The organism is Bacillus sp. C-3-6 (genome assembly GCF_054509685.1).
This window is the reverse complement of the sequence record NZ_CM137247.1, coordinates 389,579-411,683: the sequence shown is the minus strand read 5'-3', so window position 1 is coordinate 411,683 and position 22,105 is coordinate 389,579. Positions and strand designations below refer to the sequence as shown.

General features: G+C 34.6%; 17 protein-coding genes and 2 pseudogenes. 6 read left to right on the top strand and 13 right to left on the bottom strand.

All coding sequences use genetic code 11. The annotated features are described in order from the left end of the window. Positions 1-88 precede the first annotated feature (88 nt). From ACW0JX_RS02165 to ACW0JX_RS02155, 3 genes are all read right to left on the bottom strand, one after another. The gene (locus ACW0JX_RS02165; RefSeq protein ID WP_000771987.1) at positions 89-880 is read right to left on the bottom strand and encodes an endonuclease/exonuclease/phosphatase family protein; all 792 of its coding nucleotides are present in this window, start codon (positions 878-880) and stop codon (positions 89-91) included. A 4-nt stretch (positions 881-884) separates the two neighbouring features. Continuing rightward, positions 885-2,522, bottom strand: a complete 1,638-nt coding sequence (locus ACW0JX_RS02160; RefSeq protein WP_000705569.1) for a PTS transporter subunit IIBC — start codon at positions 2,520-2,522, stop codon at positions 885-887. Positions 2,523-2,727: 205 nt separating this feature from the next. Beyond that, positions 2,728-4,392, bottom strand: coding sequence for a glycoside hydrolase family 13 protein (locus ACW0JX_RS02155; RefSeq protein ID WP_459245295.1), 1,665 nt, complete (start codon positions 4,390-4,392; stop codon positions 2,728-2,730). 244 nt (positions 4,393-4,636) lie between these two features. Here ACW0JX_RS02155 and ACW0JX_RS02150 point away from each other — a divergent pair, with 244 nt between their 5' ends. Next, complete coding sequence (locus ACW0JX_RS02150) at positions 4,637-5,971, top strand: FAD-dependent oxidoreductase (protein ID WP_459245294.1); 1,335 nt, start codon at positions 4,637-4,639, stop codon at positions 5,969-5,971. A gap of 124 nt (positions 5,972-6,095) precedes the next feature. Here the strand turns inward: ACW0JX_RS02150 and ACW0JX_RS02145 are convergent, their stop codons facing one another. The 9 genes and pseudogenes from ACW0JX_RS02145 to ACW0JX_RS02105 all read right to left on the bottom strand — a co-directional run. Continuing rightward, positions 6,096-6,779 (bottom strand): ABC transporter permease, encoded by a 684-nt coding sequence (locus ACW0JX_RS02145; protein WP_459245293.1) that lies wholly within the window; start codon positions 6,777-6,779, stop codon positions 6,096-6,098. Positions 6,780-6,935: 156 nt separating this feature from the next. Continuing rightward, complete coding sequence (locus tag ACW0JX_RS02140; RefSeq protein ID WP_001081906.1) at positions 6,936-7,625, bottom strand: Crp/Fnr family transcriptional regulator; 690 nt, start codon at positions 7,623-7,625, stop codon at positions 6,936-6,938. A gap of 201 nt (positions 7,626-7,826) precedes the next feature. Then, complete coding sequence (gene arcC, locus ACW0JX_RS02135; protein WP_095691475.1) at positions 7,827-8,789, bottom strand: carbamate kinase; 963 nt, start codon at positions 8,787-8,789, stop codon at positions 7,827-7,829. Between the two features lie 37 nt (positions 8,790-8,826). Then, positions 8,827-10,242 (bottom strand): arginine-ornithine antiporter, encoded by a 1,416-nt coding sequence (arcD, locus tag ACW0JX_RS02130; protein ID WP_095691476.1) that lies wholly within the window; start codon positions 10,240-10,242, stop codon positions 8,827-8,829. Between the two features lie 99 nt (positions 10,243-10,341). Beyond that, on the bottom strand, positions 10,342-11,340 hold the full coding sequence (argF, locus tag ACW0JX_RS02125; protein ID WP_000930283.1) for an ornithine carbamoyltransferase: 999 nt from the start codon (positions 11,338-11,340) through the stop codon (positions 10,342-10,344). A gap of 30 nt (positions 11,341-11,370) precedes the next feature. Further along, positions 11,371-12,603, bottom strand: coding sequence for an arginine deiminase (gene arcA, locus ACW0JX_RS02120; RefSeq protein WP_000682331.1), 1,233 nt, complete (start codon positions 12,601-12,603; stop codon positions 11,371-11,373). 268 nt (positions 12,604-12,871) lie between these two features. Continuing rightward, complete coding sequence (gene argR / locus ACW0JX_RS02115; RefSeq protein ID WP_000711826.1) at positions 12,872-13,321, bottom strand: arginine repressor; 450 nt, start codon at positions 13,319-13,321, stop codon at positions 12,872-12,874. A 146-nt stretch (positions 13,322-13,467) separates the two neighbouring features. Continuing rightward, positions 13,468-14,040: pseudogene (locus tag ACW0JX_RS02110) on the bottom strand (methyl-accepting chemotaxis protein); the annotation flags it as partial. 369 nt (positions 14,041-14,409) lie between these two features. Then, a pseudogene (locus ACW0JX_RS02105) lies at positions 14,410-14,595 on the bottom strand (HAMP domain-containing protein); the annotation flags it as partial. Positions 14,596-14,969: 374 nt separating this feature from the next. Here ACW0JX_RS02105 and ACW0JX_RS02100 point away from each other — a divergent pair. The 3 genes from ACW0JX_RS02100 to ACW0JX_RS02090 all read left to right on the top strand — a co-directional run bounded on the left by ACW0JX_RS02100 (position 14,970) and on the right by ACW0JX_RS02090 (position 17,408). Next, a complete protein-coding gene (locus ACW0JX_RS02100) occupies positions 14,970-15,692 on the top strand; it encodes an amino acid ABC transporter ATP-binding protein (RefSeq protein WP_000616925.1) in 723 nt (240 codons plus the stop codon). 122 nt (positions 15,693-15,814) lie between these two features. Next, complete coding sequence (locus ACW0JX_RS02095; RefSeq protein ID WP_084065553.1) at positions 15,815-16,609, top strand: ABC transporter substrate-binding protein; 795 nt, start codon at positions 15,815-15,817, stop codon at positions 16,607-16,609. Between the two features lie 43 nt (positions 16,610-16,652). After that, positions 16,653-17,408, top strand: a complete 756-nt coding sequence (locus tag ACW0JX_RS02090; RefSeq protein WP_002004337.1) for an amino acid ABC transporter permease — start codon at positions 16,653-16,655, stop codon at positions 17,406-17,408. Positions 17,409-17,461: 53 nt separating this feature from the next. Here the strand turns inward: ACW0JX_RS02090 and desB are convergent, their stop codons facing one another. Then, positions 17,462-18,547, bottom strand: a complete 1,086-nt coding sequence (gene desB / locus ACW0JX_RS02085; RefSeq protein ID WP_000661226.1) for a Delta(10) desaturase DesB — start codon at positions 18,545-18,547, stop codon at positions 17,462-17,464. 581 nt (positions 18,548-19,128) lie between these two features. On the opposite strand from desB, the gene ACW0JX_RS02080 reads away from it, so the two are divergent. Both ACW0JX_RS02080 and ACW0JX_RS02075 read left to right on the top strand, forming a co-directional pair. After that, the gene (locus ACW0JX_RS02080; protein WP_459245292.1) at positions 19,129-20,655 is read left to right on the top strand and encodes an FAD-dependent oxidoreductase; all 1,527 of its coding nucleotides are present in this window, start codon (positions 19,129-19,131) and stop codon (positions 20,653-20,655) included. A 143-nt stretch (positions 20,656-20,798) separates the two neighbouring features. Then, positions 20,799-22,100 (top strand): MFS transporter, encoded by a 1,302-nt coding sequence (locus ACW0JX_RS02075; protein WP_459245291.1) that lies wholly within the window; start codon positions 20,799-20,801, stop codon positions 22,098-22,100. Positions 22,101-22,105: the final 5 nt, after the last annotated feature.

Here is a 22,105-nt window from a genome sequence, read left to right as displayed (position 1 = left end):
CATAAAAAATACAAGTATTTTCTCTTGGAAATACTTGTATTCCTAAAAAAATCCTCACAGCTTTTATTCTCTGTGAGGATTTCTTCTATTATATATCCAATTGAACCTCTACACCGAAATGATCTGAAATTACATTTCTGTTTGTACCATTAAAAATAACTTTTGAAGAATGAACTTTTTTACTTTGGTTACACAATATTAGATCGATTCGCAAATTATGTTTATTTTCATCCCAACCAGCAATCTCGCCTTGGACAGTCGTTCCTTCATCCTTCTCTATTGCTAATTCATATGTGTCATACAACCCTTTTTGCATCATATACTCATAACCTTCGCCTTCCAAGCGAGCATTGTTATTAAAATCCCCCATTAAGAAGGCGAGCTTATTGCTATCTACACGCTCCATCAAACGATCGACTTGACCTTTGAATGACTCTTCTTCATCATTCCACCAACCGAGATGGCAAGAGTAAAACGTTATATCCTTACCATTATAAGCAATTGTTGTACTTACAATTTTACGCGTTTTCCAATACGTTGTATCCTCGTTTTCTGAAATGAAGAACGTATCTTCTTTTATAATATTATGCTTCGTTATAATCGCTAACCCTTCTTCATACACGTCATAACCAATATGAGAGAAATCCCAAGTAATATTGTAATCTTTTACATGTAGCGCTTTTAACTCTTCTAATAGTAAAAGTCCAAAATTATCTTCTTTCTTGTTACCGCATACATTTTCAGCTTGTATGGACTGACTTACTTCTTGCAATGCGATGACATCGTACTCTTCTTCTTGAATTACTTTAGCAAGGTATTGTATCTTTTCTATTTGATTCTCTTCTTGCCAAGAATGACAGTTTAAAGTTAGCAATTTCATATTATTACGCACCTAACATATCTTGAATGTCTGACTTTAATACGTCAGCTTTCGGACCATATACCGCTTGTACACCTTTATCTTTTACAATAAGCCCTAAAGCACCATTTTGTTTCCACTGTGCTTCTGGTGCAACAACATCTAAGTCTTTTACTGTTACACGTAAGCGTGTCATACAAGCATCTACGTCAGCAATATTTTCTTTTCCACCTAATAAATCGATAACTTTTGTTGCTAATGAACCATCTTGTACATTTCCTGTTCCTTCTGATGCCTCATCTTCATTATCAATATAGTTACCTGCACGTCCTGGTGTTGGTAAGTTGAATTTTTTAATTAAGAAATTAAATAGTGTAAAGTTAAGACCGAAGAACACTAATGAAACAATAACAAAGTTGATTAAGTCTCTTGTTAAACCTGCGTTAACCATCATTGGTGTACGAGTAATTAACTCAATAAATCCGAATGCATGAACACGTAAGTTAATTAAATCAGCTAGTGCGAATGCAAGTCCTGTTGTAATAGCATATACAACATATAATACTGGAGCAATAAACATGAACATGAATTCAATTGGTTCTGTTACACCTGTTAAGAATACTGCTAATGCTGCTGATAAAAACATTGGTTTATATTTTGCACGCTTTTCTTTATCAACGTTACGGAACATCGCAAATGCAATCCCCATTAACGCTGCTGTTGAGCCGATAACTTGTCCAGCTTTGAAACGAGCTGGTACAACGTTATTTAATAAATCGTTATATGCCTTCGTATCTCCATTTGCCAATAAATTATTTAAATCTGTAATCCATGCAAGCCATAATGGATCTTGTCCTGCTACAACTTGTCCAACTTTTGAACCAGTTAGCATCGTATATGTTCCGCCTAGCTCTGTATAGTTCATCGGAATCGTTAACATATGGTGTAAACCAAATGGTAATAATAAACGCTCTAACGTTCCATATACAAACGGTGCAACAACTGGTGCACTATCTTTTGAAGCTGCAATCCAGCGACCAAATTCATTTAACCCACTTTGGATGAATGGCCATAGAAGTGATAATACAATCGCAGTAACTGTAGACCAAAGAATTACAACGAATGGTACAAATCGTTTTCCATTAAAGAATGCTAATGCCTGTGGCAGTTTATTATAGTTATAATATTTGTTATATAGATTAGCTCCTAAGAAACCTGTGATAATCCCCACGAAAACTCCCATGTTTAATGCTGGTGCACCAAGTACAGAAGTAAAGTAATCTTTTACAAGTAAATCTCCTGCTATTACTGAAGAAACTGTCGCTTTTGAATCCGCTAACATTTGAGCGTTTACGCCAAATATAGCTCCTGTAATTCGGTTTGTTAAGACGAATGCTAATAGCGCTGCAAATGCACCACCTGCACGATCCTTCGCCCAAGATCCCCCAATTGCTACTGCGAATAAGATGTGTAGATTTGTAATGATTGCCCAACCGATGTCTTCCATTACGCGAGCAATTGTATGAACTGCGTTAACATCCCCAGCAGACATACCAATTAACTTACCGATGGAAATCATTAAACCAGCTGCTGGCATTACGGCTACAACAACTAATAACGCTTTCCCGAACTTTTGCCAAAAATCAAAAGACGTAATTTTCATCTGTTCTTCCTCCCCTTTATTTATAACAACATAATGATTTAAATTATAATTTCTGTTCCCTTTATGAAAACGATTCCTTATGTTACTTTATTTTTATCTTTACGCAACCGTTTTCATAAATCTATTTTAATAAAAGCGTTTTCACTTTGCAATAGAAATTTATTTTTTTTCATAAAAAAAGATGCTCAAAGAGCATCCTTTTTTATTATGAAATGCGATAAACCCTTGTTTCATAAGGTTTTAAAGCAATTGTTGTTACCTCTTCATGTTCCGCAACTTCATAGTTATTTAAAAGCAAACGTTTGCGTTCTAGTGCAAATGAATCCTCATTATACACAGCTTCCTCTTTTGAGATATTACTAATTACAATGACTTTTTCATCCTGTAACGTACGTGTATATGCATAAATTTGTGGATCGTCTTCTAAAAGTAAATCGTACGTACCATAGTTCAGTACATCGTGCTCTTTTTTCAGGGCAATCATTTTCTTATAGAAATTGAAAATAGACTTTTCTTCATTTTTTTGCTTTTCAACATTAATTTCTTTGTAATTTGGATTCATGCTAAACCAAGGTGTACTTGTTGTGAAACCAGCATTCACCTCATCATTCCATTGCATAGGTGTACGTGAATTATCGCGGCAAGAAGCCCATATAATCTCCATCATATCTTGATGTGATACGCCCTCTGCAATTTTCTCGCGATATAAATTTTTAATTGCTACATCATCGTAATCTTCAATATTTGGTAACTGAACATTTGTCATACCAATTTCTTGTCCTTGATAAATAAACGGTGTACCGTGCATAAAGAAATACATCGCTCCTAGAGCTGTTGCACTTTCACGCCAATATTGTTTATCATCTCCCCATGTTGAAACGATACGTGGTTTATCGTGATTTTCAATATATAAAGCGTTCCATCCTTTATTCTCTAATCCTTTTTGCCATTTCGTTAATACTTTTTTCAATCCTACAACATCAAGGTCTTTCTTCTTCTCTGCATCCCATAAACTTAAATGTTCAAACTGGAATACCATATTGAACTTACCTTGCTCTTCTCCAACCCAAAGCTCAGCATCTTCAATCTTAACGCCATTTGCTTCACCAACAGTCATAATATCGTACTTAGAGAATGTATTTTCTTTTAGCTCTTCTAATAAAGGTTGAATACCTTTCACATTCATATGTTTATCAAAAGATGGCACATATTTTAACTCTTTTGGATTTGGCATATCCTTAAGGCCTTCTTCTTTTTTAATATGACTGATCGCATCAACGCGGAAACCATCAATACCTTTATCAAGCCACCAATTAACCGTATCATATAGTACTTCGCGAACTTCTTTATTCTCCCAGTTCAAATCTGGTTGTTTACGTGAGAATAGATGTAAATAATATTGTTCTGTTTCTTCATCATATTCCCATGCCGAACCATTAAAAATACTTTCCCAGTTGTTTGGCTCCGCACCATCTTTACCATCATGCCAAATATACCAATCACGCTTCGGATTATCTTTAGATGAACGTGATTCAATAAACCATGGATGTTCATCACTCGTATGATTAATAACTAAATCAATAATAAGCTTCATATCACGCTTATGAACTTCATCTAGTAAAGCATCAAAGTCTGCCATTGTACCAAACTCATCCATAATATCTTGATAATCACTAATATCATAACCATTATCATCATTAGGTGACTTATACATTGGACAAATCCAAATTACATCTATACCTAAATCTTTTAAATAATCCAGTTTTGCAATAATACCTTGTAAATCTCCAATACCATCACCATTTGAATCCATAAAGCTTCGTGGATAAATTTGATAAGCAACTGCTTCTTTCCACCATGTCTTATTCATAGTCCTTCTCTCCTTTTGCATCCCATCGGAATTTTTATGCAAACGTTTTCGTAACACTATCATAACAAAATATGAACAGTTTGCAACTGTTTTCATTGAACTCTATGTAGATTCTTTATTCTTATGCTTTATTTATTTCTCACAAAGGTAAATCTCATTCTCCACCTCTCCTTGTCCACGCGTATTACAGACATTTTTCATATATTAATAAAAAGCTCTGATTATTTTAGAAAGGAGTAATAAATTGAAGCAAACAAAATTAACAGGTCGTATCGTTGTTCCCACAGATCCTGACTACAATGTAGCCCGAATGAATTTAAATTTAAGTATTCCAAAATTCCCTTGTATTATTGTTTTTTGTCAAAATAGCAAGGATATCTGTAACGCCTTAAAATGGGCACGTGAACGTCATATACCATTTCGGTTAAGAAGTGGACGTCATAGCTATGAAAATTTTTCTCTTTTAAATAGAGGACTTATTATTGATGTGAGTGAAATGCATCGCATTACTGTTAATACAGAGAAATCAACAGCAACAATTGAGGCTGGTGCAAATCTTGGCACTGTTTATAAAGAACTTTGGAATTACGGTGTTACAATTCCTGCTGGTACAAGTGCAAGCGTTGGAATTGTTGGATTAGCACTTGGCGGTGGTATTGGTATGCTTTCGCGCTTATTTGGATTAACATGTGATCAATTAATGGAAGTGGAAATGGTACAAGCGTGTGGAAAATTTGGTGCAAAACTCATTCGTGCAAATGAACAAGAAAACTCTAACCTTTTTTGGGCATGCCGTGGTGGCGGTGGTGGAAACTTCGGAATTATCACTTCCTTAACTTTTCGAGTCCACCCGATAAAAAATGTATCAATTTTCTCAATTACATGGGAATGGGAAGACTTTATTGCTGCATTTCAAGCGTGGCAAAACTGGGCACCTTATATAGATGAACGTCTCACTTCATCGATCGAATTATTCGCCAAGCAACGAAATAAAATTGAAGCACAAGGCGAGTTTGTCGGTTCTCCCTCTGAACTCCATTCCCTATTATCCCCTCTTCTTGAAACTGGTAGCCCCTCTCTCTTTATAGAAGAAGTTCCTTATATAAAGGCTGTCGAATTTTTTAATGGCGGTAACATCCCTGAAAATTTCAAGCGCTCTGGTTCCTATGTCTATAAACCTATTCCCCTTAAAGGCATTCAAATCATGCAATACTTTCTTTCTCATGTACCAAATAAAGATGCTAGTATTTGGCATCAATCGCTCATAGGTGCTGTTGAAAATATTTCGCCGAATGAAACGGCTTATTTTCATCGTAAAGCAATTATTGCTCAAGAATACATTACCTCTTGGAAATGCGATGATGAAGAAAATCAAAATATACGCTGGGTTAAAGATTTACGAGAAAGCTTAGATCCTTATACACTAGGTGACTATGTGAACTGGCCCGATATCGACATTAAAAATTGGCAAACTAGTTATTATGGCTCTAACTTTCACAGATTGCGTAAAGTAAAAACCATGTATGATCCTTGTGATGTTTTTCATTTCCAACAAAGTATTCCTCCTTTTCATACGTGAAACAAGGGGATAACATAAAAAAATCATCCAATATACCGTTACCTTGCAGTATGTTGGATGATTCAAGTTGATTTTCTATATCGTTTCAAATTATTGCTCCTACTCATAAACTTTTACTTACAGATTAATTGTACTTCGTATCATTTTCATGCAATAAATGTAATTTAATATCTGGTACTTTATCTTTTTCAATACCATTATTATAAGAAACAGGAACTTGAAATTCGAATTGTTTTGTCTCGTGTTTTTGTAAATAGACTGGTTTCGGTACTGAATAACTTTTTGAATTCTCGTTTGCATTATCATATAAAACAACTTTTAATGCTTGTGAATGATTACGATAATTTTTTAAAGTAACAATGCACTTCGGTTCGATATTATCTCCATTTTTCTCCATTCTACACTGGCTATCTTCTTTTTTATATTCTATTGCTTCTACCCCTGTTTTTCCTGCGTAGTACCATGTTTTATTTAATGTCTGGATGATGTTATTTAAAATAAACGGCATCATTACAATCAAAATACTAATGCCTACTACTTTTATCTTATTCATTTTTCTAAATGTACTAGACTCCTTTTTTCCTAGACATTTTAAAAATATTATAAATGCAATTACATGTAGTATGAAAGAAACAATCAATATATTTGAGACTTTATAATCCATATAAACATACGTATGTATTGGAACCTTATAGACATTGAATAGTTTTTCCCCAATTAATTCATTATCATTTGGAATTTTTAATAATAACAAAACCCCTATACTGTAAAAAATAGCTACTAATCGATCATACTCAATACGAATCATTCTTTCTCCCCTTCACTTTGTTTTTTATTATCGATTTTAGCTATTATTACCATACTATACAATCTTTTTATAGAGGATAACGTAAAAAAGTTCCTTATAAATATATAAAGAACCTTATTAATATACATTATGAATTAAAAAATCAATATACAATTTTCACATTGAGATTTCTTCAAAATATGTTGGATTGTGTATTGTAATTTTTTTATCTAAAATTGTAACAATGCTATCATTTTTTAATTGTTTTAATACGCTGCTAACTGTCTCTCGAGATGTTCCAGATATTTTGGATATTTCAATTGTTGTAAGTGGGCATGAAATTACAATCTTTTCCCCACTCTGTTCTCCTAAATCCTGCATTAAATAATTTAACGTTTGGATAACACGATCTTGTGCATTAGGAATTGTAATATTTTGCACTCGATTTTCATTCAATTTTAATATAGATGATAATTGCTGAACAACGTACATCAATTGCGTTCTGCTGGATTTTACCATATCTTCAAAGATTACCGTTGGAATATAATATACCTCCACATCCGTCATTGCTTCTGCTGTATAGTTATATCCTCTGTCTGTAAACATACCACCATAAGGAAAAATAGAATACCGCTTTACATAGTCATCGTATAATAAGTTCCCATTTTGATTAACCCGCTCTAACTTTACAAAACCATCTAACATGAAGTAAATTCTTTCCCTTGAATCCCCTTCTAAAAATAAAAATTGACCTTTTTTATAAGTTCGCCAATAAACAAACTCTGTTAAGCCTTTCAATTTTTTTTCTGTTAAATGAGCAAATAATTCGAACTGCTTTAAGTCTTTCACTACGTTCCGTCTATTCATAAAATTCCCTCTCTCTTGCTGTATGTTGGAGCGAAAAATCAAGAAAGCGTATTCAATTTGAATTTTATCATAATTAACTTGTATATTCAGATTTCATCATGAAAACTTTATGAACAATGAATACAAAAAATATTAATAAATAAAAAGAATGAAGTTACTAACTCCATTCTTTTTTAATACTAAGTAGCGTACATAATAATTTTAAATACACATGCATACATTCTGTTTTGAAATAATAGTACCGGCTTTTTCTTCTAGTGCTTCATATACTTTTTCTAAAGACGTAATAATTGTTTTTCTTTTTGGATTTGTATTAACAAAATTAATAGCAGCTTCAATTTTTGGAAGCATGCTTCCCGCAGCAAATTGTTGTTCTTCAATATATTCTTCTAATTGATTCACTGTGACATGCTCTAATTTTTTTTGATTCGGTTGATTATAATTTACATACACATGATCAACTGCAGTTAAAATAACGAGCGTATCGGCATCTACTAATTCTGCTAATTTCTGCGCAGCGAAATCTTTATCGATAACCGCTTCAGTTCCTTTTAACCCTTCTTCAGAATCAATTACTGGAATTCCACCTCCGCCCACAGCTATCACTATGTTTCCATCTTCGACCAAAGAATTAATCACTTTATGTTCATGAATACTTACAGGCTTCGGTGATGGAACAACACGTCTCCATCCTCTACCAGCATCTTCTTTAAACACTGCTTTTGTTTCATCCATTAATCTTCTGGCCTCTTCTTCTGTATAAAAAGGACCAATTGGTTTAGTTGGATTTTTAAATGCCTCATCTTTTTTATCCACAACAACACGTGTTATAACCGTTGCTACATCTTTGTTTATATTCCGTTTTTTCAATGCCTTTTCAATCGCATTTTCCATCCAATATCCAATCATCCCTTGGCTCATTGCCCCACAAGTATCTAATGGCATTGCAGGTGTCTTTTCCGTTTCTGCAGCTTTTTGCTGTAATAAAATATTCCCCACTTGTGGGCCATTTCCATGCGCAATTACTATATCCACATCATTTTCCATTATTTTCACAAGTTGTTCCGCCGTTTTTTCCAACGCTTCTTGCTGCGCTCCCGCAGTAGCTTCTCCAGACTGTATCGCATTTCCCCCTAGTGCAACTACAATTTTTCTTCGTACCATATTCCAGCCCTCCAGTTGATTTCGCTTTCACAGCGCTTTATAAAGTAATACTGCCTGTAATTAATCCATAAATCGCAAAGAATGCTAAAGCACCAATTGCTACGGATGATGCTAATTCCACTCGAGTAAATATTTGCTTCGAACTCTTTTGCTTTTGAACATTGTAAAAAATAAAAATACCTGGCGCATATAAAGTCATTGTTAATAATAAATACTCTAAACCGGCTGCATAAACTAACCACATGCCATAAATACTTGCGATCAAGCCAATTATTATATTTTTATTTCGATCTGCTTCTTCAGACTTTAAGCTATGCTTCAGTTGATAAAATGCTGAAAAAGCATATGGGATTAAAATAGCTGAAGATGCTAAAGAGAATGCAAAGTTATACGCCTGATCAGAAACGACGAATGTTAACAAGAATATTTGTATTAAACCATTTGTTATCCATAATGAATTTACTGGAGCCTTATTTTTATTTTCTTTTGCGAACCATTTTGGAAATACTCCATCTTTAGCCGCTAAATATGGAATTTCAGAAGCGAGCAAAGTCCAACCTAACCAAGCACCTAATACAGAGATGACTAAACCTAAATTAATAAAGATAGCACCCCATTTTCCAACAACACTTTCAAATAAATAAGCCATAGCCGGATTTTTCAAACCTGCAATGTCTGCTTGCTGCATAAGTCCAAGAGACAATAATGTGATTAAAATGTAAATGATGAGTGTACCAATTAAACCAATAACCGTTGCTTTCCCTACATCACTTCTATTTTTTGCTCGACTGGATAAAACAACAGCCCCTTCTACCCCAATAAATACCCATAGAGTTACAAGCATTGTACTTTTAACTTGGCTGCCAACTGCTCCCCATGAAAAAGAACCAGTTTGCCCCCAAAATCCATCTAAGAATGTATCAATATGAAACGCGAAGATTCCTATGACAATAAATACAAATACAGGTACTAATTTTGCGATTGTAGTTACTAAATTCACAAGTGCTGCTGATTGAACTCCACGTAAAATTAACATGTGAACACACCACAATAATACGCTTGCACCAATAATGGATTCTACATTTTGACCGCCTTCAAAGATCGGGAAGAAATATCCTAATGAAGAAAATAATAATGTACCGTAAGCTACATTCCCAAGCCAAGCAGATAGCCAGTATCCCCACGCACTATTAAATCCCATAAAATTACCAAATCCTGCTTTTGCATAGCTAAAAATACCACCATCTAAATCTGGCCGTTTTACAGTTAGATTTTGAAAAGATAATCCAAGTGCAATCATTCCAATTCCTGTTATAACCCAGCCAATAATAATGGCTCCAGCACCAGCACCTTTTGCCATATCACTCGCTAAATTAAAGGCTCCACCGCCAATCATAGACCCAACTACAAGAGCCGTTAGTGTAAACAACCCTAATTTCTTATCTTCACCCATTCCACTCACCTCTCTTTAATTGTAATAACAATACAAAAGCAATAGTGAATGATAGTGTCTAAAGGAGGAGAAAGAAGAAAGGAAGACTCCCTTTCTTCTTTACTCCATGTTTCCTAAAGTAGCTGCCATAACCGCTTTAATTGTATGCATTCTATTTTCAGCTTGATCAAATACTTTTGAATGTTTACTGCGGAATACTTCGTCAGTTACCTCCATTTCTTTCAACCCATATTTCTCGTAAACTTCTTCGCCATACATCGTTTCAACATCATGAAATGCAGGTAAACAATGTAAGAAAATCACGTTTTCATTCCCTGTTTCTTTAATCATTTTCATATTTACTTGATAAGGTCTCAATAACTCGACACGTTCAGCAAATTTTTCTTCTTCCCCCATAGACACCCATACATCTGTATAAATTACATCTGCATTCGCAACAGCTTCTTCCACATTACTTGTTATCATTACCTGTTCATTATATTTTTTTGCTAAATCAATTACTTCTTGTGCAGGCCATAAAGATTCTGGTGTGCAAATACGTACATCCATTCCAACGATTGCTCCACCAACTAGTAAGCTATTAGCAACATTATTTCGTCCATCTCCAACGTAAACGAGCTTCACATTTTTCAACTTCCCTACATGTTCTCTAATTGTTAATAAATCTGCTAGTGTTTGTGTTGGATGCCACATGTCTGTTAATCCATTCCAAACTGGCACACCAGAATTTTGTGCTAAAGATTCTACAGTCTCATGATTAAATCCACGAAACTCAATTCCGTCAAACATACGCCCTAACACTTTTGCTGTATCCTCTACGGATTCTTTTTTCCCAAGCTGAATATCACCTTTCCCTAAATATTCAGGATTCGCCCCTAAATCTGTACATGCTACTGTAAATGCACAGCGCGTACGAGTGGAGGTTTTTTCAAATAAGAGCGCTACATTCTTATCTTCTAAATAATGATGCGGGATACCATTTTTCTTTTTCTCTTTTAATTCTGCTGCCAAATCTAGAAAATATAACAATTCTTCTTGTGTAAAATCTTTTTCTGCTAGAAAGCTTCTTCCTTTTAAATTTGGTCTAGTCATTAACATACTTCATCCCTACTTTCTCCGTTATTTATACTAAATATCTTTACGAACAATTGGCATACTCATGCAACGTGGACCCCCACGACCACGAGATAATTCCGAACTTAGCACTTCAATTACTTCTATACCGTGCTCCCGTAATAACGTATTGGATACATAGTTGCGATCATATGTAACAACTACACCTGGTGCGATTGCTAATGTGTTCGAGCCATCATTCCATTGTTCACGAGCAGAAGCAATTACATCTCCTCCTCCACATGGAATAAGAACTAATTCACTTAAGCCTAATACCTCTTTTAATGCTTCCATTAAAGAAGTACGATGTGTAATTTTAAGAGTTTCCTCATCTGATCCTTTTTCTAAAATATAAATATTCATATTCCCTTTTGGCCCTTGAATGGCTGGATGAATTGTAAACTTGTCATAATCAACCATTGTAAATACTGTATCTAAATGCATAAATGCTCGGCATTTTGGAATTTCTATTGCTAACACTTTCTTAATTTTATTTTGTCGGCTAAAGAGATTTTTAGCTAAACGTTCAATTGCTTTAGCTGAAGTACGAGCAGACACTCCAATCGCAATTGTTTCTTCATTTAAAATTAGCTCGTCGCCACCTTCAATTGGAAATTTATAATCACGATCTAACCAGATTGGTACATTATGTTTTGCAAATCTTGGGTGATATTTAATGATGTACTCCATGAATAATGATTCACGTCTACGCGCTGGTTCTCTCATCTTATTTATCGTTAAGCCATCGCCCACGCTAGCTGCTGGATCACGAGTAAAATATAAATTAGGCATTGGATCTAAGTAAAACGGATAATGATCTTCCATTAATTCATATAAATGTGTCTTCTTACTTGTTTCAATTTCGTTTTTCCGTACACCGCCCATAATTTTTTGAATTAATTCTTCATTTGAAAAGGAAAGTAAATATTCTTTTAAAGTTTGATGTGCAACATTTACGTCAGCCTGTCCTTCTTTTAAAATACGATCAACAAATTCTTCTCGAAGTTTTTTATCTACTAACGCCTCAGCGGCTAGTTTTTCTAAATAAAGAACTTCAACACCCCGATTGCGTAACGTTTGTGCAAAATAATCATGCTCTTTTTGAATAATTGGTAAGTATGGAATATCGTCAAATAATAATTGCTGCAAATAATCTGGCGTCAAGTTTTCCACTTCTTTACCCGGTCGTTTTAATAAAACCGTTTGTAATTCCCCAATTTCTGAAGTAACATGTATCGGATGTTTCATTTGTTGTACCTCCTTTTAAATATGTTTGATGTCTTACAAGTACATAATAAATGCTCTGCACTTTTATCTTTGTGAAAGCATCCACATTATCATTGTGAAATATTAAACAAGTTATTTTTTTTAAATCATACGAATTTGTATTTTTATAACAAACTCTCTCGCTTTTTCAATAAAAAACACATATATTACGCATATATGTTGAATATTTAACTTCCGCATTTAAACAAAAATCCTGTTTTTAATTTTATTAAAAACAGGATTTTTGCATCTAAATAATTAAATTTAATCTTTCTTCTATAATCTCCCTATCTGATTTCGACTGTGAAATTATAAGGCATGTATCATTTCCACATATACATCCTATTTTTTCTTTCCAATCTAACTCATCAAATAAAACACCAATAACATGTGCATTACCAGGTAATGTTTTAATAACCATTAATTGATCTACACAATCAATTTTCACAACAACTTCTCGTAATTTTTTCTTTAACTTTATATCAGTTTGTAAATGCTCTTCTGAGAAAACTTTATATATCATTAATCCTTCTTGAGAAGGTACCTTCGTTAAGTTTAACTCACGAATATCGCGAGAAACCGTAGCTTGTGTTACTAATACATCTTTTTTTGCTAACAATTCTACTAATCTTTCTTGCTTATCTATTTCATACTCCTTTACAAATTGTTTAATTAACCGTTGTCTTTTTTCTTTTTTCATAAAAGACACCCCTTTTAATATTATAGCTCGCTATAATTTTCATCCGAAAGGGAGAGAAAAGAATGTTGCGGAAACGTTCATAGTTTAACTGTAAATATTAAATCAAACTAAATAAAAAAGAGAAGAACAGCATTCTGTTCTTCCTTTTACATTGAAAATCGTTCAATTGTTTGTTTCAAATCAGTTGCTTGCTTCTCTAAATCCTTTAATAATTGATCGATTACTATCATATTTTTAGACTGTTGTAGCGTCACACGCGCCACTTCTTGCGAACCAGCTGACGTTTCTTCAGCAATTGCTGCTACAGCTTTTGTTTGTGCTCCTGTTTGATGAATGTGGCTCACTTGTTCATTCATATAACTACTAATTTGCTGAGTTGCATCGGCTACTTCCATAACACTTGATGACATTTCTTTTAAAATTAATTCCGTAGCTTCCCCACGTTTCGCCTCTTCTTTAGCTATTTTCACTTGTTCTGTCATTTTCATTGCAACTTGTTGTACTTCATCTTGCATATTCCGTAATAACTGAGATATGTTTCTTGCAGAATGATCACTTTCATCAGCAAGTTTACGTACTTCTTCCGCAACAACCGCAAAACCTCTTCCATGCTCTCCTGCGCGAGCTGCCTCAATAGAAGCATTTAGTGCTAATAAATTCGTTTGGCTAGCAATCGCACTCACAACAGACACAATATGTTCTACTTGTTTCATTCGTTCTTCTAACTTCTGTACATTTTGCATGGAATCTTCATTTTCTTTTGCCAATGTTTGAATACCTTGAATTAAAGACGTAAAGACACGAGTACTATGCCCTAAAGCTTGAACCATTTCTGAAGACAACGTATCAGACTGCTTCGCTTTTTCTTCTACTTCACTTGCAATAGACGTCGTTGTATCAACAGCAGAAACAATTGCTTGAATTGATGCTGCTGATTGCTCAGCGCCTGAAGAAATCTCTGCAAGAGTCTCAGATACACCTTGCGCTTGTCTCGTTGCTTCGCCTGTTTGTTTTCTAATCTGCTGTACTTGATTGTTTGTATAAGAAAATGTTGTATCAATATTTTTTACCATGCCCCTTAAGTTTCCTAACATCATATTAAATGCAACACTTAAAGATTTAATTTCATCATCTGTCTTCGGTAATGGAACATCTTCACGAATATCACCCTCAGCTGCTTTTCTTGCCGCTTCCTCTAACTTGCGAAGCGGTTTAATTAAAAATACGGCTGCTCCATATGCTAAAATTCCAGACCATACTACCCCTAATAACATAACGATAATATTATATACTGTTTGACTTACATAACTTTGAAAATAATCGTATATCACGTAAATAAAAAATATACTTGTTGAATATGTAATGAAAGCTAAAACTGTAGTGAATAGCATAAGTTGTGTACGTAATCCAAAAGAAAATGTTTTCCTTTCTTTTTCCATCTTCCTTTTCCCCCTTTTTATAAGCAATATAAATACTACCTATATATTATTATCCATATTTTCATTATAGAAGGATATAGAGATTTTAAAAATATTATTTCTTTGAATATCAAATTGCACGAAAAAAATAAAGGATTCTGACAATTTATGACTAATAACAGAAATAAGGGGCAACATTTGTAAAATATATTTTTAACTGGGGGTTTTGTATGATTCAAGTTCGAAATCTAGTAAAATCATTCGGTTCACTTGATGTGTTAAAAGGAATTGATTTAGAAGTAAAAGAAAAAGAAGTTGTTGTTTTAATTGGTGCCAGTGGTTCTGGTAAAAGTACATTACTTCGCTGTCTTAACTTTTTAGAAATGTACGATGAAGGCGAAATTCACTTACAAGGTGAGCGAATTGATCCAAAGCATTCAAATTTAAATAAAGTCCGTGAAAATGTCGGTATGGTTTTTCAACACTTTAACCTCTTTCCTCATATGACCTCACTAGAAAACATCATAGAAGCACCTATTCACGTAAAAAAATTAGAGAAAGCAAATGCAAAGGATATTGGAACTCAACTTCTCCAAAAAGTCGGCCTTCAAGATAAAGCGGATGTAACTCCTCATCTTCTTTCAGGTGGTCAAAAACAGCGCATTGCCATTGCACGAGCTCTTGCAATGAGCCCTAAGATTATGCTATTTGATGAGCCTACCTCAGCTTTAGACCCTGAACTTGTTGGAGAAGTATTGCAAGTTATGAAAGAACTTGCTGAAGAAGGGATGACAATGGTTATTGTTACTCATGAAATGAATTTCGCAAGAGATGTAGCTGATCGCGTCATCTTTATGGATGATGGAAAGATTGTAGAAGATGCTCCGCCAGCACAATTCTTTTCAGCTCCATCACATGAACGGGCAAAACAATTTTTACGCAACGTTTTATAATGTAACTTTTGTTTCGAACAAAAAAGAATACATTCATACGGTGCACAACTAATCATCCAAATAAAATATTTCAATAACATACTAAAAAACCATCCGTATGATCAATATATAGGAGGGGTTTTATGAAAAGAAAACTATTAACCATTGTTGCTAGCATTACACTATGTACATCTTTCATACTAGGAGCTTGTAGCAAAGAAAGCTCTACTATTTCAACAAATGGTGAAAAAGAATTTCGCTATGCGATGAGTGGATTATACAAACCTTTTAACTATAAAGAAAATGACGGCAAACTTGTCGGTTTTGATGTAGAAATCGGTGAAGCTCTTGCTAAAAAGATGAACATGAAGGCTACGCCAGTTACAAACCCATGGGAAACGCTGATTCAAGGTCTTCAAGCGAAGAAATATGATGTAATACTGGGTAGTATGGCAATTACAGAGGAGCGCTTAAAAGCTGTTAGTTTCTCAAATCCGTACTATCGCTCCGGCGCCCAAATTTTTGTAGCTAAAAAGAATAACGCTATCTCTTCTCCAGAAGATTTAAAAGGTAAGAAAATTGGTGTTGTAAAAGCTAGTACCTTTAAAAATCTTGTTGCAAAATATACGGATCAAATCACAGAATATGACAGCGATATTACTGCTCTTATGGATTTAGAGCCTGGGCGTGTTGACGCAGTAATTACGGATCAAATGGTTGGTCTACGTATGATAAAAGAAGGAAAATCAAATATAAAAGAAGCCGGAAAACCATTAAATCTTGATGAAATGGGAATTGCTATTCGCAAAGATGATAAAGAAATGGTTGAGAAAGTAAATAAAGCGTTAGATGAAATCATTAAAGATGGTACGTATGAAAAGATCAGTAAAAAATGGTTCGGGCGTAATATTCTCGGTGAAGAGGAAAAAACGAAGTAAGTTAGCCATTCAAAAGATTCATAAACAGTGCCCCACTGATTAAATGTTCATTTTATGTGGGGCATTTCATTCTCTACTAAAATCTATACAATATGAGGTGAAACGCATGTTTGAAATTTTTATCTCTACCTATCCCACACTCTTAAAAGCTACTATTGTCACATTACAATTAACATTAACCTCCCTAGTACTCGGTTCATTAATTGGATTATTATTTGCTTTCTTTCGGATCTCGAATAACAAAGTTTTAAATAGCATTGCTCATATCTATATTGCTATTATTCGTGGTACACCTTTAATCGTTCAAATCGCAATTCTCTATTTTGGCATTACATCTGTCATTGTTTTCTCCCCTTTTTGGGCAGGAGCAATCGCTTTAGCAATTCATAACGGTGCATATATTACGGAAATTTTCCGAGGATCCATTCAATCCGTCGACCGGGGACAATTGGAAGCCGCTCGCTCCTTAGGTATGCCTTACCCTTTAGCTATGCGCCGGATTATATTACCACAAGCATTTCGTCTGTCTCTTCCTCCTCTAGGAAACCAATTTATTATCGGATTAAAAGACTCTTCACTTGTCGCTTACGTAGGACTGTCCGAATTATGGGGATCAGGTTTATCAATTGCAGCAGGTAACTTCCAACAATTAGATACTTACATAATCGTTGGTGTATACTATCTCGTACTTGTTCTTCTATTTACTTATTTTGTTAATCTCTTAGAAAAACGACTACAACGAAAAGAAACTAACTCCGTCCAATTCCATAAAAAGAACAAAAAGGAAGTTTCTTTATAAGAAAAAGCAAGCCTGAGATGGCTTGCTTTTTCATTGCAAAAATATATTAATGTTTACTGATTTACTTTTTTAATACTCTTTTCTTCCTCTATATGTTCCTCACGATATGAAATATTATGAGGATCTAGTCCATTTCCTAAAGAACCATAGAAATGCTCTCTATGCGGATCCACTAATTCACTTCCTTGATAATACACACGTGGTGTATTCCATAGCGCTGCCAAAGCTTTTGTCATCGGCATCTCATGATAGCGTTCCGGCCACATTTCTTTAATCTTCTCTTTTACTAACGGATAGTATTTTGAACTCATAGCCGGGAACAGATGATGTTCTGTATGATATGAGAAATTGAAATGTAAAACGTCTACCCAGCGCGGCACTGTTACTGACAAACAGTTTGCTAACGGATCATTTACTGGAACAATTGGATTTAAGCGGTGATTTGTTGCGATATATGCCATTACAATAAAGTTAGCAATTAACAACGGAATGACATATGCAAATAACCATTTTCCAGGTCCCATAATAAACAATAAACTAATCCAAACTGTCCAAGGCAAAAGAAGTTGAAGCCATACAGATTTTTGATTGGATGACTTGAACTCTTTTATAAAATGAAAGAACATTCGAGTCGAATGCAATGTAAATTGAATTGTTAGTGACAGAAAACTAAAGAATGAACGTACATGTAAAGGCATACGATATACCCAACTCAAAAACTTACTCTTCTTAAGTTTCTCAAGTGTCGGCCATGCATCTGGATCATTCTCTTCATGCTGTGTATGAACATGATGCGTTGCATTATGCCACTTTCTCCAAAGCTTTGGCCCTGTTGATAATGGCATAAATGCAATCGCGCCTAAGAAGTCACGAAGCCATGCCTTTCTTACAACAGTTCCATGTAAAATTTCATGCCCTAAAAATCCTAGTGAAGCAAAACATAATCCAAGAACAATCGCAATTCCTAGATTCGCCCACACATTCAATTCAAATACACCAATCGATATTAACCCCGCCAATGCCACAAGCAAATAAGCCAGTCCACCAAATAAACGAGTAGGCACTGGTTTAAATGCTTTTTTCGGCAAATGTGGTGATACACGTGCTGCATACCACCCAAACGTATGAAGCTCCTTCATCCTTTTGCTCCTTTCTTATGCCGCGCCTTGCGCAACTTACATATATCAATTCTTGCTTCCAGATTGATTTTACTAGATGATCCAAAAAGCATCTATTATAAGGAAAATATACTCACTCTATCGTCACTTATTTTTCGCTTTTATTATCAATGAAAAACATTTCTCTTTTTACTCTCTATCAACCTTTCCACATGATGAATCATAACAATAGAATTTCTATATTGTCAACACCTTTTATGACCTAGTAATAAAAGGTGGTTATATTTTTATAATCATACTTTATTTCACTAAAGAAAATGTATAGATTTCATAAGGATTTACCCACTATATATAGACATTTTCTTAAACGGCATAGACTCTATCTCATTCAATAACTCTCTATGTAATCAACAAACAGAATCATTTGAATTTAGTTTTATATAAATCCTACTTCTTCATAATGCCCCACCTAATTAATTATATTAAAATAATTTATACACTCTTTTAATAAAAATAGACTTCCTCTAAAACAACACACATGAATTTCATATAATATGGAAATATTAAAAGGAAAATTGTTCTAAAATCAGGAGGTTTCCGCAATGACAGGTGATACATTCCCACAACTGCCGCTATCTTATTGGATTGAATCTACTCAATTTCCTACTTTCCCTCGTTTATCCGAAAATATAAAGACGAAAGTTGCTATTATCGGTGCTGGTATTACAGGTATTACTACTGCCTATTTACTTGCAAAAGAAGGCATCGATGTTGTTTTAATTGATTCTGGTCGTATTTTAAACGGAACGACTGGGCATACAACAGCGAAAGTAACAGCACAACATGATCTTATTTATGATGAATTAATAAATCATTTCGGTGTAGAAAAGGCCCGGCTTTACTATGAATCAAATAATAAGGCTCTACAATTCATAAATAAAACTGTTCAAACATATAAAATCGACTGTAATTTCTCAAATGAAGATTCATATTTATATACAACTACTGATAACGGATTAAGAAATTTATCGAAAGAATATGAAGCTTATCAAAAATTAAATATATCTTGTGACTATGTTCAATCTCTATCGATTCCTATTCCAGTACAATCTGCGCTTATAATGAAAAATCAAGCACAATTCCATCCCCTTCTTTATTTAAAAACACTTTTAGAAAAGTTTGTGGAGATGGGCGGAAAGGTCTACGAACAAACAACAGCTATGGATGTGGAAAAGGGCGATTATCCACAAATAATTACAAAAGAGGGCCATCATATCACTTGTGAATATGTCGTCTCTTGTTCACATTTTCCTTTTTATGATGCGAATAGCTTTTTCTTTACGCGAATGTACGCAGAACGCTCCTACGCTCTTGCAATAAAAGCAAAAACGGAGTATCCAGGTGGCATGTATTTAAGTATTGATGATCCAAAGCGCTCCTTACGCTATATAACAAACAATGGAGAAAAATTAATTTTGATTGGCGGAGAGAGTCATAAAACAGGTCAGGGAATAAATACGATGCTTCATTATGAAGCACTCTATTCTTTTGCTGAAGCCACTTTTGGAATAGATGAAGTTCCTTATAGATGGTCAGCACAAGATTTAATTACTCTAGATAAGCTTCCTTATATCGGACATATTAACGAAAGAAATCCAAATATATTTGTTGCAACTGGATATCGCAAATGGGGAATGACAACTGGAACTGCTGCCGCTCACCTACTGAAGGACTCCATCATAAAAGTTCACAGTCCCTATAAAGAACTGTATGCACCATCACGCTTCCATGCAAATCCAGATATAAAAACGTTCCTCTCCCAAAACATTGATGTTGCGAAACATTTAATTGCAGGAAAGATTGAAACCGCATTACGTAAGCCAGAAGATCTCGAAGTTGGTGAAGGATCTGTCGTACATGTTAACGGTAAACGAGCAGGTGCTTATAAGGACAAAGAAGGAAAATTACATATCGTCGATACAACTTGTACACATCTCGGCTGTGAAGTTGAATGGAATAATGGTGATTGTACTTGGGATTGCCCTTGCCATGGTTCTCGTTTTTCAATTGAGGGAGACGTTCTTGAAGGCCCAGCAGATCAACCGTTAAAACGAGTTGATAATGAGTAAACAAATAAAGAAGTTCAACAAAATTACTGTTGAACTTCTTTATTTGTTATAAACCCTTTTCAGATAAAATTCGACACAAGGAGGAACATATTAACATTAAATAAAATAATATATTCATCTACAAATTAAAAGGGGTGAATATTATGCAACCTTCAGCTCCACCTCATCTAGAATCTACAGAAACTATCTTTCCAAGCTCTATTACAAAACTTGTTGTTTTTATTTGTTGGCTAGCCATTTTAGCTGATGGATATGATTTAGGTATTTACGGTGCCGTTCTACCAAAGCTCCTAGAAGACAAAAGCTGGGCGCTATCACCAGCGCATGCTGGTACAATTGCAAGCTATGCTTTATTTGGGATGTTTATTGGGGCTATTCTAGTTGGAACGATTACAGATCTAATTGGGCGTAAATGGACGCTTATATGCTGTTTAGCACTTTTTTCTATCACAATGGGTTTAGCGGCTATCGCTCCTTCTCCTGAGTTATTTGGATTATCTCGATTTATAGGAGGAATCGGATTAGGCGGTGTTATCCCAACAGCTTCAGCACTTACTGTTGAATATTCACCAAAAAAAAGGCAATCTTTTATTTATGCTCTTATGTTTACTGGCTATCCTTTAGGTATCGTGTTAGGTGCTATTTTGTCCATGCTTATGTTAGAAGATTTCGGATGGAGAATTATGTTTGGTATCGGAATGATTCCACTACTCCTCATTCCTTTCATTATTCGCTATTTACCCGAGTCCATTCAATTTTTATTATCACGTAATCGCCAAGAAGAAGTGAACCAAATTCTTAATCGTTTTCAAATTGAATTTCATGTAAAAGATAAAACTCATCAAGACCCATCTACTATACGAAAGAAAAATGGATTTTTTACTTTATTCTCAAAAGAATACATAAAAGCAACGCTACTTTTTTGGATCACTTATATAATGGGAATGTTTTTAATATATGGTTTAAACACTTGGTTACCACAGATGATGCGCCAGGCAGGATATCCTCTTGGGTCTAGTCTGTCATTTCTACTTATGCTAAATATTACCGCAGCTATCGGCGCATTATTCGCTGGAGCAATTGCTGATTGTATAGGAGCAAAAATTGTTATTAGCATCTCTTATCTTATGGCAGCCATATGTATCGGACTATTAACAATCAAACCATCTGTTACAATCATTTATCTTTTAATTGGCCTTGCTGGTATTGGATCAGTCGGTATTACTCAAATATTAAATGCATATGTAACACAATACTTCCCATCACATATCCGAGCTACCTCCTTAGGCTGGGGACTGGGGCTTGGCCGAGTTGGTGCAATTGCTGGCCCAATTCTCGTCGGTATTATTATGACAATGCAATATGACTTAGCATGGAATTTTTACTTATTCTCCTTTGCAGGTCTTATCGCAGCTATATCTGTTTTCTTCATTCCTACAAAATAAAAAGA